A 15,111-nucleotide genomic window follows, 5' to 3' on the forward strand; every position below is an offset into this window, starting at 1 on the left:
GATCCGCGCCACCATGAGCGACACCCGCGTCAAGTCCATCGTCATCGTCGGCGGTGGCACCTCCGGCTGGATGAGTGCTTCGGCCCTCGCCAAGGTGCTGGGCCCCACGTATTCGATCACCCTCGTCGAGAGCGAGGAGATCGGCACCGTCGGCGTCGGCGAAGCGACGATCCCGATGATCAAGCTGTTCAACCAGGCCCTCGAGCTCGACGAAGCGGATTTCATCCGCAACACCAAGGGTTCCTTCAAGCTCGGCATCGAGTTCGTGAACTGGGGCCAGGTGGGCGACAGCTATATCCACGGCTTCGGCAAGATCGGCCAGGACCTCGGCACGGTGGCCTTCCACCACTACTGGCTGAAGGCGCGCCAGCTCGGCAAGGCCGGGCACATGGACGACTACTCCATCTGCACGGCCGCCGGCCGCGCCAACAAGTTCATGCCGGCGCTGCGCGATCGCCCGAACTCGCCATTGGCCGACCTCGGCTACGCCTACCACTTCGACGCCGGCCTCTACGCCAAGTACCTGCGGGCGTATTCCGAGAAGCGCGGCGTCAAGCGCATCGAGGGCAAGGTGAAGACCGTGCACCAGCGGCCCGAGGACGGCTTCATCAGCGCCATCGAGCTGGAAAGCGGGCAGCAGATCGCCGGCGACCTGTTCGTCGATTGCACCGGCTTCCGTGGCCTGCTGATCGAGCAGACGCTGAAGGCCGGCTACGAAGACTGGACCCACTGGCTGCCGGCCAACCGCGCCGCCGCGCTGCAGTGCGAGACCGCCGGCCCGCTCACGCCATACACGCGTTCGACCGCGCAGGAGGCCGGTTGGCAGTGGCGCATCCCGCTGCAGCATCGCGTCGGCAACGGCTATGTGTTCTCGAACGAGCACATCAGCGAGGACGAGGCCTGTGCCAAGCTGCTGACGCGCCTCGAAGGCAAGCCGCTGATGGACCCCAAGATCCTGCGCTTCACCACCGGCATGCGGAAGAAGTTCTGGGACAAGAACGTCGTCGCGGTCGGTCTGTCGAGCGGTTTCATGGAGCCGCTGGAGTCGACGTCGATCCACCTCATCCAGTCGGCCATCGCGCGCCTCACGGCGTTCTTCCCGCATGCCGGCTTCGACGCGACCGACATCGCCGAGTTCAACCGCCATTCCGCCGACGAGTTCATCTCGATCCGCGACTTCCTGATCGCCCACTACCACGCCACCGAACGCACCGACACGCCGTTCTGGAACCACGTGCGCACGATGGACGTGCCGGAATCGCTGAAGCGCAAGATGGACCTGTTCCGGTCGAACGGCCGCATCTTCCGCCAGAACGACGAACTGTTCGCCGAGCCCTCGTGGATCCAGGTGATGATCGGCCAGCGCTGGATGCCGAGCGGCTACCACGCCCTCGTCGACGCGATCCCCGCCGAAGAGGCCGTGCGCCACGTGGACGCGGTGCGTGGGGTCATCGCGAACTGCGTGCAGGCCATGCCCACCCACGAGGAATTCGTCGCGCGCCACTGCGCCGCCCCGATGGCGGCGTGATGGGATCCGGCGTCGACGGCGGTACGGGCTTGCCGCCGTGGCCGGCCCTGCGCTTCTCCCCGAAGGCCGAAGCGCGACTGCTGGCCATCGACGGCGTGCCGGTCTGCCACGTCGTCGACGGTGCGCTCGAGAACCCGGAGGCGTGGCGGGCGTTCGCCGTCGCGGCGCGCGGGACCTTCCGCGACGCGCCGCACAACGCCTTCCCCGGGCCCGAACTGCGCCTGCCCGAACCCGTCGTGGCCGGGCTCGGAACCTACTTCGACGAGCGCTTCCGCGCGAGCTTCGATGGCCGCCGCACCGAGCGCTTCTACGCGCGGCTTTCGATGGTGACGCGTGCGCCGGAACAGCTGATGCCTTGGCAGTGGCAGCCGCATGTCGACCAGCTCGCCACATCGCCGGAGCAGTCGATCGCGGCCTCGGTGCTCTACCTGTTCGATGATCCGTCGCTCGGCGGCACCGCGTTCTACCGGCCGAAGCGGCCGGTCGCCGAGCTGCTGCCGATGATCGAGGATTCGTCGCGCCTGCCGCCGGCCGAGTTCAGCGCGAAGCACGGCGTCGCGCCCGGCTACCTCACCGGCAGCAACGACTGGTTCGAGAAGGTCGCCAGCGTGCCGGCGGCGTACAACCGCCTGATCGTCTACTCGGGCACCGTGTTCCACAGCGGCGAGATCGCGCACCCGGAGCGGCTCAGCGACGATCCCGCCATCGGGCGACTCACGCTCAACGGCTTCTTCACTTGCCGTCGCCGGGCGCGCTGAGCGTCATCGCATCCATCCAGCGCGGGTCACGCCCGCCATCGCCGCCGCCCATCGTGTGCCCGCCACCGGCAGGCGTCATCGCGCGCCAGCCGCCGTCCCAGTCCCAGGTGGTGGCGTGCACGACGAGTCCGGAGAGCTCGGCCGGGTGGCCGAGCGCTGCGGCCGGGAATTCGAAGCGCACCACCTTGCGGGCCTTGTCCACGGCGATGCGCGCGCCCGGCACCAGCGGCGTGCCGTCGCGGTCTGCATCGGCACCTTCGGGGGTGAACGCGGCATTGCTCCAACCGTGCGTGCGCAGACGGACCTGCCAGCGTCGGCCATCGGGCAGCGTCGCGTTCTGGCCCGGCATGGCCGTCGCGCCGTCGGTGCGGCCCGACAGCGACAGGAACACGGAAAAGGCCACGTGGTCGAAGCCGTTCGCCGGGTTCCAGCTGTCGAGCACCTGGCCCATCGTGAGTTCGATGGCCAGTGCGCCGCCGGAGCAGAACACCCGCAGTCCGCGCAGGTCCATGCTGGCCTCGCCGGCGTAGCTGGGGTCGGTGGGGTAGCGGTAGCGGCCCTCGGGGCCGGCGTCGTCGCCTTCCGGGTCGGCGCCTTCGGCGAGCAGGGCCCAGTCGCGCTCCACGCGGAAGCTGCGGCCGGGTGAGGCGAGGCCGTCGCCGGCCAGCACCACCACGCGGTGGGTCGCCTTCGGGTCGATGAAGTCATCGGTCGGGACCGTCTCGCGCCAGCGCCCGTCGGCATCGGCGATCAGGCGCTGCGCGCGCCGAAGGTCGCCGTCCACGACCAGCGTGCCGTCGCGGCCCGGCGGCAGGGTCCCGGTGAGGACGAGGGTGTCGCGCACGACCTCGGGCACCGCGTCGAGCGTCGGCACCGCGGTCGAGTCCACGGGCGTCGATGCGCCGGCCGCCGTTCGCGGTGCGGGCTCGACGCGCCAGACCCCGCCGGCACGGGCCGGCAGCTCGCCGAGTACGCGGCCGTCGGCATTGGCCTGCAGCACCGGGCCGTCGCCGTCGAGGGCGAGCAGGGGCAAGAGGCGTGCGCCCGGGGGCAGCCCCTCGACGTCGAGCAGGCGGCGGTCCTCGGCGGTGTTGAGCATCACCACCAGCCGGTCGCCGTCGCTGCGGCCGGCTTCGGCATCGCCCTGCATCGCCCACGCCACCACGCCCGGACCGGCGCCGTCGGCGGCGAAGATCTCGGGCCGCGCGCGCGACAGCGCCGGATGCGCGCGGCGCAGCTGCACCATGGCGGCGATCTGCCGGTACAGCGGGTGCGCGGTGTCGAAATGGTCGCGCCCGCCGCTGCCGAAGCCCGTGGCGAACATCGCGTCGCGCTGGTTTCGGAAACCCTGCTCGGTGCCCTGCCAGAGCACCGGGATGCCGGGCAGGGTCAGCATCGCCAGCAGGGCCTGCTTCAGCGCCGGCTCTCCGGCCCCGGCGAGGAAGCGGTCCACGTCGTGGTTGTCGATGAAGGTGGGCATGCGCCACGGGTCGGCGTGCACCGCCAGCGTGCGCTCGATGCGCCAGGCCAGTTCGGCCGGAGCGTGGCCGCGGGCGAAGACATCGCCGAAGGTCCCGTACATCGGGAACTGGATCATCGCCGGGATGCCGCCCTCGAGGCGCTGGTAGGCGTCGATCTTGCGCATCTGCACGTCCTCGAAGGGCTTGTCGATGCCGAAGCCCTCGCCGAACAGATGGAAACGCGGGTTGCCCTGCGCGGCGGCGACGCCCATCACGCCGGGGGCCTCCGGGTCCTCGGCATACAGGAAGTCTGGGAAGAAGTCCGCCGGCACGTAGAAAGCGGTATCCACGCGGAAACCGTCCACGCCAACCTTCGTGATCCAGTCGCCGAAGCTCTTTCGCAGCGCACGCCGCACCACCGGGGTCTCGGTATCCAGGTCGTCCAGCCCGGCCATCTGGAAGGTGAGTTCCTGCACCGTGTTCGTGTAATCGCGGATCGGCGGGGTCCAGTGGTAGGCCGACAGCGCGCGCTGCGCCGGGTCGTTCGGGTCGTTCTGCGAGAACGGCCACTGCGTGGGCCGGTTCATGGGCCGGCTGCCGCGCGTCCGACGCCAGGAATGCGCCGGCTCGCCGTCGCGCCAGTCATCAAAGGCGAAGAAGTTGCCCATGTGGTTGACCACGATGTCCTGCACCAGGGTCATGCCGCGGCGGTCCAAGCCCCGGCCGAGCGCCACGTAGTCGTCGAGGCTGCCGTAGTGCGCGTCCACCGCCGAGAAATCGCTGGCCCAGTAGCCGTGGTAGCCGGAGAAGCGGGCCTCCTCGTCCCACCACTGGTTGGCCACGGGCGGGGTGATCCAGAGCCCGGTCACGCCCAGGCCTTCGAGGTAGTCGAGCCGCTGGGTGATGCCGCGCAGGTCGCCGCCGCTGTACTTGCTGCCATCCGCCGGGTCGAACACCCCGGCCCCTTGGTCATTGTTGGCCGGGTCACCGTCGGCGAAGCGGTCGATCATCGCGAAGTAGAGGACCTGGTCGCGCCAGTCCACGGCCTGGCTGGCGGGGGGCGGGGCCGAGGCCAGAGCGGCCGGGTCCGCTGCGGCGGCGGCCGGTCCGATCAGGGCGAGGGCCAGCAAAGCCGCTGGAAGGCGCCGCTGCCGTGGGGTCGTCGGGGTCATCGCCGCGCTCCGCTGGATGTGAAGGCCGATTGTGTCTTGCAGGACAATCGTTAAAAGTCCATGAATACGTATGCAGCCAAGCGCTCGTTTTGAGTCGTAGCACTAACATGAATAAACCGTGACGCGTGCCCTTGCGTGCCGCCACGATCGACCGCGCCGAAAGGCGTCAGATCCAGCCCGAGTTTCAGGAGATGGGAATGTTGAACCTCAAGCGCGACATGCTGAGCGTGGCGCTCGCCTCGGCCCTCATGGCCATGGCGGCGAACGCCCAAGCGCAGGCCCAAGCGGCCGCGGAAGAAGACGAGAAGGCCGACGAGGCCGACGTCAAGGAACTGGACGCGGTGGAAGTCCGCTCCGGCATCGTCGCCGGCATCGAGAACGCCATCGACTCGAAGCGCGACGCGCGCTCGATCGTCGAGGCGGTTTCCGCCGAAGACATCGGCAAGCTCCCCGACTTCTCCATCGCCGACTCGCTGGCGCGCCTGCCGGGCGTCACCGCCCAGCGCGTGCGTGGCCGCGCCACGGACATCAACGTCCGCGGCCTGTCGGGTGACTTCTCGGCCACCACGCTGAACGGCCGCGAGCAGACCAGCATGGGCATCAACCGCGGCGTCGAGTTCGACCAGTACCCGGCCGAACTGATGAAGCAGGTGCTCGTCTACAAGACCCCGCAGGCCGGCCTCGTCGGCCAGGGCCTCTCGGCGACGATCGACCTGCAGACGATCCGTCCGCTCGACTTCGACAAGCGCACCGTCGCCGTCAACCTGCGCGCCGACCGCAACCAGCTCGAGAGCTCCGACATCTTCGGCGAGCGCGGCAGCGTCACCTACATCGACCAGAACGACGCCCGCACGCTCGGCCTCGTGCTCGGTTACGCCTACCTCAACACGCCCGGCCAGTCGAACAGCTGGCGCGCGTGGGGCTACGACGGCACCGGCCTGCTCGAAGGCGCCACCATCCAGTCGCGTCTCTCCGACCAGGTGCGCGAAGGCTTCAACGCCACCCTCGAGTACCGCCCCAACGACGCCCACCGCGGCGCGCTCGACGTCTTCTACTCGCAGTTCGATTCCAGCACCACGCAGCGCGGCATCGAGATCGGCCTCGGCAACGGCGGCTACCTGACCAACTCGGGCGTCGTCCGCGGCCAGAACAGCTTCACCTGGACGGGCGCCAGCCCGGTGTTCCGCACCGACAAGTACGACAGCGAAGACGAAATGCTGTCGGTCGGCTGGAACCACGAGTGGACCGTCAACGAAGACTGGAAGGTCACCGCCGACCTCAGCATGTCGAAGTCCGAGCGCAACGGCCGCAACTTCGAGAGCAACGCCGGCCTGCCGCCGGGCTCGCCGGGCACGACGCTCACCGCCACGTTCAACCCGGGCGGCTGGTACGACATGCGCTACGGCATGGACTTCAACAACCCGTCACAGCTCCGCCTGTGGGACCGCGGCGGCTGGGGTGGTGACGGCTTCGACAAGCCCTACTCCATCAACGACGAGATCCAGCAGGCGCGCATCGACTTCGAGCGCAGCTTCGATTCGGGCTTCATCAGCTCGCTGGAGTTCGGCGCCAACCTGACGATGCGCGAGAAGGACCGCTTCGCCACGGAAGACCGCCTCTGCATCAACTCGTGCTCGCTGTCGAACCAGACGGCGCCGTACCCGGCGGGCGGCAACTTCGCCTTCGGCTTCTTCGGCATTCCGTTCATGCCGAGCTTCGATCCGTCGACCGTCAACTACGCCCGCCAGAGCCGCTTCGCCGACTTCGGCGGCGCGCGCAAGAGCTTCGGCGTCGAGGAAGACATCACCACGGCGTACATCCAGGCCAACCTCGACACCGAGTACGGCTCGATCCCGGTCTCCGGCAACATCGGCGTCCAGGTGCAGCGCGTCGACCAGACCGGCTTCGGCCGCATCACCTACAACGGCAATGCCATCGGCACGCCGTTCGAGGCGGGCGACACCTACACCAACGTGCTGCCGTCGTTGAACCTGATCGCCGACCTGCCGTGGGAACAGAAGCTGCGCTTCGGCGCCGCGCGCCAGGTGGCCCGTCCGCGCATCGACGACCTCTCGGCCGGCTTCGGCTATGGCGTCAACCAGACCGCCCCGGGCGGCCCGCGCTGGGAAGCCGGCGGTGGCAACCCGACCCTGCGTCCGTGGAAGGCCGACGCCCTCGACCTCTCGTGGGAGAAGTACTTCGGTGGCCGCGGCTACGTGTCGATCGCGTTCTTCCACAAGGACCTGCTGAACTACGTCGCGAACCAGTCGGTCCGCTACGACTTCACCGGCCTGCCGATCCCGGCCGGCGTGACCGCGCTGCCGGCCTCGCGCATCGGCGTGTACACCCGTCCGGTCAACGCGGAAGGCGGCACGATCAAGGGCTTCGAGTACGCCGTGTCGCTGCCCTTCGACCTGATGTGGCAGCCGCTCGAGGGCTTCGGCCTCCAGGCGAGCTACACCGACACGAGCACCAGCATCGATCCGCGCGTCCTCGGCGTGCCGCAGCTGCCGGGCTTCTCGAAGTACACGTCCAACGTGACGCTGTACTGGGAGCGCTTCGGTTGGGGCGTCCGCGCCACCCGTCGCACGCGTTCCTCGTACGTGGGTGAAGGCGTGAACGTGTTCCTCGACAGCGAGCGTTCGCTGATCGGTTCGGAAGAGATCGTCGACCTGCAGATCAGCTACACGGTGCAGGAAGGCCCGGTCAAGGACCTCGGCTTCATCTTCCAGATCAGCAACCTGACGGACGAGCCGTTCACCCGCAACTTCGGCGCGGCCACCCGCCCGCAGGAGTACGTGGAATACGGCAACAACGCGCTGCTCGGCGTCAGCTACAAGTTCTAAGCCTTCTGGCTTCCCGCCCCCGGCCGGTCCTGCACCGCCGGGGGTTTTTTTCGCCCTCGTTCCGGGCTGGGCGCTGCCCTGCTGCGGTCGCACATCGACGCTGGCGAGTGTTTTCGGTGTAGTACCTTTCGGCCACTGCCAACGCACGTTGCGCGGGCCACCAATCATCAAGGGGCGGTAGCAGCATGGCGCATGGGGCCAACATCGCATCGGGGTCGGCACGCCGGCCCGTCCTGTCGTTCTGGCAGATCTGGAACATGTCGTTCGGGTTCCTCGGCATCCAGTTCGGCTTCGCACTGCAAGGGGGCTTCGTCTCCCGCATCTTCCAGACCCTGGGCGCCGAGAAGGACGCGCTGCCGCTGCTGTGGATCGCCGCGCCGCTCACCGGCCTGCTGGTGCAGCCGATCATCGGCTACCTCAGTGACCGCACCTGGCATCCGATCCTCGGGCGACGACGCCCTTACTTCGTGCTCGGCGCGATCCTCAGCTCGATCGCGTTGCTGTTCATGCCGCACTCGCCGGCCCTTTGGATCGCCGTCGGCACGCTCTGGGTGCTCGATGCGTCGATCAACGTCAGCATGGAGCCGTTCCGCGCGCTGGTGGCCGACAAGCTGCCGGAGGAGCAGCGCAGCTACGGCTTCGTGGTGCAGACGCTGATCATCGGCATCGGCACCTGGGTGGCCAGCAACCTGCCGTGGTTCGTCACGCAGATGGGCGTCAGCAACGAGGCGGCGCCCGGCGTCGTGCCGCCCTCGGTGCAGGTGGCCTTCGCGATCGGCGCCTTCGTGTTCCTGGCGTCGATCCTCGTCACCGTGTTCACGACGAAGGAGTACCCGCCGGATGATCTCGCCGCCTTCGAGGCCGAGAAGCAGCAGGGAAGCTTCTTCCGCGACATCGTCCACAACATCGTGCACATGCCGAAGCAGATGCGCCGCATCGGCATCGTGCAGTTCTTCAGCTGGTTCGCCTTCTTCGCGATGTGGAGCATGGCGACGCCAGGCCTGACGGAGCATGTGTTCAACGCACCGGCGCCAGTCGCCAGCGCCTACGACATGGCAGTCCCGGAGCAGGCCGCGACGTTCGCGGCGGTGAACAAGGCCTACCAGGACGCCGCCGACCTCGTCGGCGTGGCCATGGGCTGGTACGGCCTGTCGTCGATGGTCGTCGCGCTCCTGCTCGCGTTCTACGCCGCGCGCTTCGTGCTCAATCGCCGGGCGATACATGCCGCTTCGTTGGTGATCGGTGGCCTCGGTTTCCTTTCGATGTACGTGGCGCCGTCGCCGGAGTGGCTGAAGTTCGGCTTCGTCCTCGTCGGCGTGGCGTGGGCCAGCATCCTGTCGATGCCCTATGCGCTGCTCGCCGGCTGCCTTGAAGAGAAGCGGATGGGCGTGTTCATGGGCCTGTTCAACATGTTCATCGTGCTGCCGCAGATCACCGCGGCGTTGGTGCTGGGCCCGCTGGTGAAGCAGGTGTTCGACAACCACGCGATCTACGCGCTCGTGCTCAGTGGCTGCAGCTTGCTGCTGGCCGCCACCTTCCTCTTGCGCGTGAACGAGCGCCCGGTCCTCGAGCCCGTGCCGGAACCCGCGCATGGATGAAGCGCGTCGGCGCGTGGTGGCGGCGATGTCGGCGCTGGGCCTGCTCAGCGCCGCGGGGCCGGCATTGGCGCAGTCGGCGCCGGCCGCCGCCGCTGGTGCGCGGCGCCATCGCCGCCTGCAGGGTGCGGAAGCGCAGGCGCTGTTCGACGCCGTCTTCGCCCACCTGCCTGCAGCGCAGCGTGAGGTGCTCCGTGACCCGCGCCGCGAGGTGCAGATCGCGCTGACACGCATCGAGCGCGAGGCGGATGGCAGTGCGCGCTTCGCGACTGCGACGTTCGGCGTGCAGCGGCAGCGCTGGTTCCCGGCGGCAAGCGTGGTGAAGCTCCCGATCGCGCTGCTGGTGGCCGAAGTGCTGGAAGCCGCGAACCTCGGCTTCAATGCCCGCACGGTGCTTTCGGGGGCGCCGCGCAGCGGCAACTGGGAGGCGGCGGAGCCCTCAGTCGAACCGCTCTGGCAGACGCTGTGGCGCCTGCTGGTGGTCAGCGAGAACGTGCCGTTCAACCGGCTCTACGACGTGCTCGGCCCCGACCGCATCCACGCGCGCCTCGCCGAGCTGGGCTTTGACGACGTGCGCTTGATCTCCCGGCTCGGTTCCCCGGACGCACGATTGAACCGGCAGACCGTGGCCTCGCGCATCGAGGCGCCGGAAACGGGGCCAGACGGCGAGCTCGCCTGGGTGCCGCGGTGGAACGCGGACGCGCGCCGTGGGGCGGCGCGTCGCTTCCCGTTCGGCAGCGCGCTGAAGGGCGCGGCTTGGCAGGACGACCGCGGCCGCATCGAGCAGGGCCCGCGCGATTTCAGCACGGCGAATTTCCTGCCGCTCGAGGACGCGCACGCGATGCTGCTGCGGCTGGCTTTCCCGGAAGCGACACGGCGTTCGCAGCGCTGGGCGCTGAGCGCGACGACGCGGCTTTCGCTGCTGCGCATCACCGGCCTGTTTCCGCGCGAATCGCCGCTTCTTGCCACCGGCACGCATGCGCCGGCGGCGTTCGGCGACGGCTACGCGAAGTTCTTCGTCGTCGGTGATCGCGATGCCGCGCCGCGCGGGTTCCGCAGCTTCGGCAAGACCGGCGAGGCCTTCGGCCACCAGGGCGAAACCGCGCTGCTCACCGAGGCCGATGGGCAGTGCGAAGTGCTGCTGAGCGCGAACCTCTACGCCAATGATGATGGCGTGCTCAACGACGACCGCTACGAGTACGACACGGTGAGCCGGCCCTTCCTCGCGGCGCTCGGCCGTGCCGCCCTGGCGGCGGAAAAGGAAAGGCCGCGCCCGCATCGCGCCGGCGCGGCCTTCCTGCCCTCGGTGCTCGGGCTGGGCTGATCGCCGCGCTGCGGCGATCGCCCGCATCGATCGATCAGTACTTCACCGAGCAGCCGTAGGGCTGCGTCGTTCCGCGAGCGACCGCGCGATTCGCGGCGAGATCGCCCAGCGCAGCTTCCACGTACTGCGTGGCACCCGGGATGTCGGCGGGGTCGGCGCTCGGGTTCGAATCGATCGCGCCGTTGTAGCGCAGCACGCCCGTGCCATCGATGACATACATGTGCGGCGTGGTCTTCGCGCCGTAGGCCTGGCCGACCGTGCCGTCGTGGTCGAGCAGGAAGGCGGTGGGGCTGGCCTTCCACTCGCCGAGGATGGCGTTGGCCTGTTCGGCATTGACGTGGCCCTGCTTGCCCGCCGCCGAGGAGTTGATGGTCAGCCAGACCACGCCCTTGCCGGTCGCGGCGGCCTGCTGGCGCTGCATGTTGCCGGCGCCGTAGTGCTTTTTCACGAACGGGCATTCGTGGTTGAACCACTCCAGCACCACGGTCTTGCCGGCGAAGTCCGCGAGCGAATGCGCGGTGCCCTTCGTGTCGGTGAGCGTGAAGGCCGGCGCGGGCTGGCCCACGGTGGCGGCGGCGTGGAGGCTGCCGGCGAAGGCGAGGGCGGTGCCGAGCGCGGCGGCGAGGAGGGTCTTCATGGCAGTGCTCCGTGGCGGTGGATGAATCGGGTCAGGGGGTGCGCGCGTCGTCCGCCGGCAGCGAGATCTGCAGCGCGCGCCAGCGGCCGTCTTCGCCCTGCGCGCCGATCACCCAGTCGATGCGGGCGGGCATGCGGTCGAAGTACTCGCTGGCGGGGTGGCGGAAGCGCAGCGCGCCGTCGGGGCCCAAGCGGGCCTCGATGCGCGTGGAGGTGACGATCTGCGGCGTGAGCGGAAACACCTCGATGCGCGTCGCGCCGCGCAGCATCGCGTCCGCGTCATCGATCTGCGTGGCGACGTGGGTCGCATCGCGCCAGCTGTGGCCGCTCGGCGCATGGGGCGCCACCGGCACGCGCGCGGCGGTCGCTTCGAAGTCCGCCGCATCAACGGACGCGCGCGGCGCGGCTTCGATAGGCAGGTCGAGCGTCAGCGTGGCCTCGTCGGGAATGCATGCTTCCTCGCAGATCAGCCAGCGTGCGCGCAGCGTGGCGCGGAAGCGCGACCCGGCAGCGGCGCTCGCCGGCACGCGCAGCGTGGCGGGCAACAGCAGCGCATCGCTGTAGCCGAAGTTGGTGAGCCCGCTGGCCAGCAGGCGCTCGGGCAGGGGCCATTCGATCGCGCCAGCGCTCGCGCCTGCGGGCAGTGTCCAGTCGAATCGCGTGGGCAGGCCGGAATCGCCGGGGTTCGCCCAGTACGTGTGCCACCCCTTGTCATGGACGATGCGAAGGCCGGCCTTGAACGGCTGCCCGGGTGCGACGGCCGCGTGGTCGGCGACGAGCGCGACGCGAGCGTTGAGCGTCGGCGTCATCGCGTTGGCGGGCGATGACAGCGACGCGACGGCGAAGGTTGCGACGAAGCCCATCAATGAGGCGAAAGTAAGGCGCAGCACGGTGGCGGTCAGCATGGGTCGATGCATCGGAGCGCACAGCGTCGCCATTCGCGGTGAAGCGCGCGTGCACGCCCGTCACTCCGCCGCCACCGGACCGCGACAACACCTGCACGCGAAACGCACGCCAGCCCGACGGACCCTTCGTCATGGTGTGTGTCGTGCATTTCGCACGTCCCCCAATCCCCAGGAGTCGCCCATGCTCTCGTTCGCGCACCGTTCGCTGCTCACCCTCGCCGTGGCCGCCGCCGTCGCCACGCCCGCCGTCGCCCACAACCATGGCGACAAGGCGCCGGGCACCATCGTCGACGTCGCTGCCGCCAATGCCGATTTCGAAACCCTCGTCGCCGCGGTGAAGGCCGCCGGCCTCGTCGAGACCCTCAGCGGCCCGGGCCCGTTCACCGTGTTCGCCCCGACCGACGAAGCCTTCGCCAAGCTGCCGGCCGGCACGCTCGAAGACCTGCTGAAGCCGGAGAACAAGGCGAAGCTCGCCGCGATCCTCACTTACCACGTGGTGGCGGGTAAGGTGCTCGCCGCCGACGCGGTGAAGCTCGACAAGGCCACGACGGTGAATGGTGCCGATGCCGACATCAACGTCAGCGGCAGCACCGTCACCATCGACGGCGCGACGATCACCGCCACCGACGTGGCCGCCAGCAATGGCGTGATCCACGTGATCGACACGGTGATGCTGCCGGAGTAAGCGCCTCTCAGGCCGCTTCGGCCATCAGGCGATCCGCCAACTCGCGCCATGCCGCCATGCGTGGCGCGAGCCCGGCGGATTCCACCCAAGCCTCGTCGAGCGGGATGTCGCCGACGAGTGCGCGGGCGAGATGCGTCGTGCCCACCACATCGAGACCGCGTCCGGCGAGCCGTCCCGGCGCGTGGTGGAAGGCGACGGCTTCCACCATTTCCATCGGCAGGCCCCAAAGCGCCATCAGGCCCGCGCCCAGCAAGGTCACTCGCGGCGCTGCTTGCCAGAGTTCGCTCGGATGGGGCGGTGCGTTCAACAGCGAACCGGGCAGCTGCCGCCCGAGATCGGCGAGCAGTGCCGCGCTGCCGGCGAGCCCCGCGTCGCGCGGCGTCGCCGCGATGCGCATGGCCAAGGTCGACGCCAGCAGCGCGCGCGTCTGCGCCGCTTGACCATCGCCGTCGCCGAGACGGCTGAACACTTCGCTGGCCAGCACGAGCTGCACGAGGGTTTGCAGGCCGAGGCGCTGGGTCGCCACGGTGAGATCGAGGATCGGTCGGCCGCGCGAGTAAAGTGCCGAGTTCGCCACGCGCAGCACCCGGACCGCGAGCACCGGATCACGCCGCAGCACCTGCACGGCCTCGTCGGTCCCGGCGTTGTCGTCCGCCACGACCATGCGCAGGCTCAGGTAGGCGCTTGGCGAGGCGGGCAGGCGCTCCACCTGGCCGAGCTCGGACCGCAGGTCCGGATCGCGCAGCAGGCTCCGCACGGTGAGCACGCGACGCATCGCGGCGCGCACCGTGCTGGCTTCGAAGGGCGCCGACACCACCTGTTGAACGGCCGGTTCAGCGGCGAGGCGCTCGCTTCGCCGCGGATCGAAGCCTGTGGGAAGCACCAGCACGCGCAGCGCTTCCGGGCAGACCCGCTGCAGGCGTTGGAGCAGGGTGGCGCCATCGATCGCGCCGGGGTCGGCGCTGGTGAAAACCGCATCGATGCCGCCCAAGGCGGCATCTTCCAGCAGCTGCTCGGGGCGCAGGCCGTCGATGACGACCCACTCGCGCGGCAGTTCGGCGGCGAGGCGGCGCAGGTCGCCGTGCTGGTCGGGATGGTCGACCAGCGCGACCCGCAGGCTCATGCGCTTTCGGCGTCCGCCAGCTTCTGGTGGACGCGCTGCCACTCGGGCAGCTTGTCGCGCAGGCCGCTGGCGTCGAGCCAGGCCTCGTCGAGCGGGATGCTGCCCACGAGGGCGTGCGCCACGTGGACGGCGCCGGGAATCCAGAAGCCGCGCTGGCGGCTGCGCGTCGGTTCGAGGTGGAAGGCCACGCCTTCGACGATCGGCATCGGCAGGCCCCAGAGCCCCAGCAGCCAAGCGCCGGCGTCGGCATAGCTGGCGTTGCCGTCCTTGCCGTAGGCGTCCTTGAAGCCCGGCAGCAGTCGGCCGAGTTCGGCGAGCATCGCGGCCGTGGCGGCCATTTCCGCGCTCGGGCCCGGCAGCAGGCGCGCGGCCAGCTGCGAAGCGAAGAAGGCCCGGCGACGCACCGTCTCGGCGTCGGGGCCGTTGTTCGCCGACAGCGCCTCGGCGGCGAGCACCACGCGGCGCAGCGTCTCAAGACCCAGGCGGACGACCGCAGCCTTCAGGTCGGCCACCGGCCGGCCGCCGGAGAAGAACGCCGAGTTACAGACGCGCAGCACCTTGGCGACCAGCGCCGGGTCCTTGGTCAGCATCGACACCACCTGCGCGGCACCGACATTCGGATCGGACAGTGCCTTCGAGACGGCGAGGTAGGTTTCCGGCGACGGCGGCAGCTGCGCGATGGCGCCGACCTTCGACTTCAGGTCGGGGTTGTCGAGCACTTCGAACAATTCGCCGATGCCCTCGACGGCGTCGACCATCGCGTTCGCCTGCAGCGGCAGGCCGAGGTGGCGGTGCGCGATGTCGATCGCGGCGGCGCTGGGTTCGGCGCCCGGCGGCAGCAGCAGCAGGCGCACGGCCGTGGGGTTCTTCTCGCGGGCGCGGCGCAGCACGTCGATGCCGCGGGCCTCGCCACCGTCAACGGCGACGACGTCGACGCCGCGGCCTTCCAGCAGGGCCTGCGCCTCGGCGGCTTCGCCCACCCACTGCACGGTCCAGTCGAGGCCGAGGGCCGTCAGCGTGGCGGAAAGGTCCGCGCTGCGCTCGAGATCACGGCCGACGATCAGGACGAACATGGACGG

11 protein-coding genes are annotated in these 15,111 nt (G+C 69.6%); 6 read left to right on the top strand and 5 right to left on the bottom strand.

Annotation, left to right across the window (positions count from 1 at the left end):
• Nucleotides 1-13: 13 nt before the first annotated feature.
• Nucleotides 14-1,528 (top strand): tryptophan halogenase family protein, encoded by a 1,515-nt coding sequence (locus ACIQ6S_RS03325; protein WP_397607122.1) that lies wholly within the window; start codon nt 14-16, stop codon nt 1,526-1,528.
• Nucleotides 1,528-2,286, top strand: a complete 759-nt coding sequence (locus ACIQ6S_RS03330) for a DUF6445 family protein (RefSeq protein ID WP_397607123.1) — start codon at nt 1,528-1,530, stop codon at nt 2,284-2,286. The genes ACIQ6S_RS03325 and ACIQ6S_RS03330 overlap by 1 nt, the downstream gene beginning before the upstream one ends.
• On the opposite strand, the gene ACIQ6S_RS03335 is transcribed toward ACIQ6S_RS03330, so the two are convergent.
• Nucleotides 2,261-4,918 carry an alpha-amylase family glycosyl hydrolase gene (locus ACIQ6S_RS03335; protein WP_397607124.1) on the bottom strand — a complete coding sequence of 886 codons (2,658 nt, stop codon included), beginning with the start codon at nt 4,916-4,918 and terminating at the stop codon, nt 2,261-2,263. The genes ACIQ6S_RS03330 and ACIQ6S_RS03335 overlap by 26 nt on opposite strands.
• A gap of 197 nt (nt 4,919-5,115) precedes the next feature.
• On the opposite strand from ACIQ6S_RS03335, the gene ACIQ6S_RS03340 reads away from it, so the two are divergent.
• The 3 genes from ACIQ6S_RS03340 (at nt 5,116) to ACIQ6S_RS03350 (ending at nt 10,683) form a co-directional block, all read left to right on the top strand.
• Nucleotides 5,116-7,764, top strand: a complete 2,649-nt coding sequence (locus ACIQ6S_RS03340) for a TonB-dependent receptor (protein WP_397607125.1) — start codon at nt 5,116-5,118, stop codon at nt 7,762-7,764.
• Between the two features lie 257 nt (nt 7,765-8,021).
• Nucleotides 8,022-9,362 (top strand): MFS transporter, encoded by a 1,341-nt coding sequence (locus ACIQ6S_RS03345; protein ID WP_397607126.1) that lies wholly within the window; start codon nt 8,022-8,024, stop codon nt 9,360-9,362.
• Nucleotides 9,355-10,683: a serine hydrolase gene (locus ACIQ6S_RS03350; RefSeq protein ID WP_397607127.1), complete on the top strand. Its 1,329-nt coding sequence runs from the start codon at nt 9,355-9,357 to the stop codon at nt 10,681-10,683. Before ACIQ6S_RS03345 ends, ACIQ6S_RS03350 begins: the two co-directional genes overlap by 8 nt.
• A gap of 34 nt (nt 10,684-10,717) precedes the next feature.
• On the opposite strand, the gene ACIQ6S_RS03355 is transcribed toward ACIQ6S_RS03350, so the two are convergent.
• Nucleotides 10,718-11,320, bottom strand: a complete 603-nt coding sequence (locus ACIQ6S_RS03355; protein WP_397573780.1) for a thioredoxin family protein — start codon at nt 11,318-11,320, stop codon at nt 10,718-10,720.
• Between the two features lie 31 nt (nt 11,321-11,351).
• Nucleotides 11,352-12,224 (bottom strand): protein-disulfide reductase DsbD domain-containing protein, encoded by an 873-nt coding sequence (locus tag ACIQ6S_RS03360; protein WP_397607128.1) that lies wholly within the window; start codon nt 12,222-12,224, stop codon nt 11,352-11,354.
• Nucleotides 12,225-12,405: 181 nt separating this feature from the next.
• Between ACIQ6S_RS03360 and ACIQ6S_RS03365 the strand changes: the two genes are divergently transcribed.
• A complete protein-coding gene (locus tag ACIQ6S_RS03365) occupies nt 12,406-12,909 on the top strand; it encodes a fasciclin domain-containing protein (protein ID WP_397607129.1) in 504 nt (167 codons plus the stop codon).
• 7 nt (nt 12,910-12,916) lie between these two features.
• On the opposite strand, the gene ACIQ6S_RS03370 is transcribed toward ACIQ6S_RS03365, so the two are convergent.
• Both ACIQ6S_RS03370 and ACIQ6S_RS03375 read right to left on the bottom strand, forming a co-directional pair.
• Entirely contained in the window at nt 12,917-14,032 is a 1,116-nt protein-coding gene (locus ACIQ6S_RS03370; protein WP_397607130.1) for an HDOD domain-containing protein, read from the bottom strand.
• The gene (locus ACIQ6S_RS03375; protein ID WP_397607131.1) at nt 14,029-15,105 is read right to left on the bottom strand and encodes an HDOD domain-containing protein; all 1,077 of its coding nucleotides are present in this window, start codon (nt 15,103-15,105) and stop codon (nt 14,029-14,031) included. The genes ACIQ6S_RS03370 and ACIQ6S_RS03375 overlap by 4 nt, the downstream gene beginning before the upstream one ends.
• Nucleotides 15,106-15,111: the final 6 nt, after the last annotated feature.

Source organism: Silanimonas sp., assembly GCF_044377035.1.
Lineage (GTDB): Bacteria > Pseudomonadota > Gammaproteobacteria > Xanthomonadales > Xanthomonadaceae > Silanimonas.

What these genes read in the sequence shown, in the direction of transcription:
- ACIQ6S_RS03365 (WP_397607129.1), top strand. Translation starts at nt 12,406, where the DNA reads ATGCTCTCGTTCGCGCACCGTTCGCTGCTCACCCTCGCCGTGGCCGCC.
- ACIQ6S_RS03355 (WP_397573780.1), bottom strand. Translation starts at nt 11,320, where the DNA reads ATGAAGACCCTCCTCGCCGCCGCGCTCGGCACCGCCCTCGCCTTCGCC.
- ACIQ6S_RS03375 (WP_397607131.1), bottom strand. Translation starts at nt 15,105, where the DNA reads ATGTTCGTCCTGATCGTCGGCCGTGATCTCGAGCGCAGCGCGGACCTT.
- ACIQ6S_RS03370 (WP_397607130.1), bottom strand. Translation starts at nt 14,032, where the DNA reads ATGAGCCTGCGGGTCGCGCTGGTCGACCATCCCGACCAGCACGGCGAC.
- ACIQ6S_RS03325 (WP_397607122.1), top strand. Translation starts at nt 14, where the DNA reads ATGAGCGACACCCGCGTCAAGTCCATCGTCATCGTCGGCGGTGGCACC.
- ACIQ6S_RS03340 (WP_397607125.1), top strand. Translation starts at nt 5,116, where the DNA reads ATGTTGAACCTCAAGCGCGACATGCTGAGCGTGGCGCTCGCCTCGGCC.
- ACIQ6S_RS03345 (WP_397607126.1), top strand. Translation starts at nt 8,022, where the DNA reads ATGTCGTTCGGGTTCCTCGGCATCCAGTTCGGCTTCGCACTGCAAGGG.
- ACIQ6S_RS03350 (WP_397607127.1), top strand. Translation starts at nt 9,355, where the DNA reads ATGGATGAAGCGCGTCGGCGCGTGGTGGCGGCGATGTCGGCGCTGGGC.
- ACIQ6S_RS03360 (WP_397607128.1), bottom strand. Translation starts at nt 12,224, where the DNA reads ATGCTGACCGCCACCGTGCTGCGCCTTACTTTCGCCTCATTGATGGGC.
- ACIQ6S_RS03335 (WP_397607124.1), bottom strand. Translation starts at nt 4,918, where the DNA reads ATGACCCCGACGACCCCACGGCAGCGGCGCCTTCCAGCGGCTTTGCTG.
- ACIQ6S_RS03330 (WP_397607123.1), top strand. Translation starts at nt 1,528, where the DNA reads ATGGGATCCGGCGTCGACGGCGGTACGGGCTTGCCGCCGTGGCCGGCC.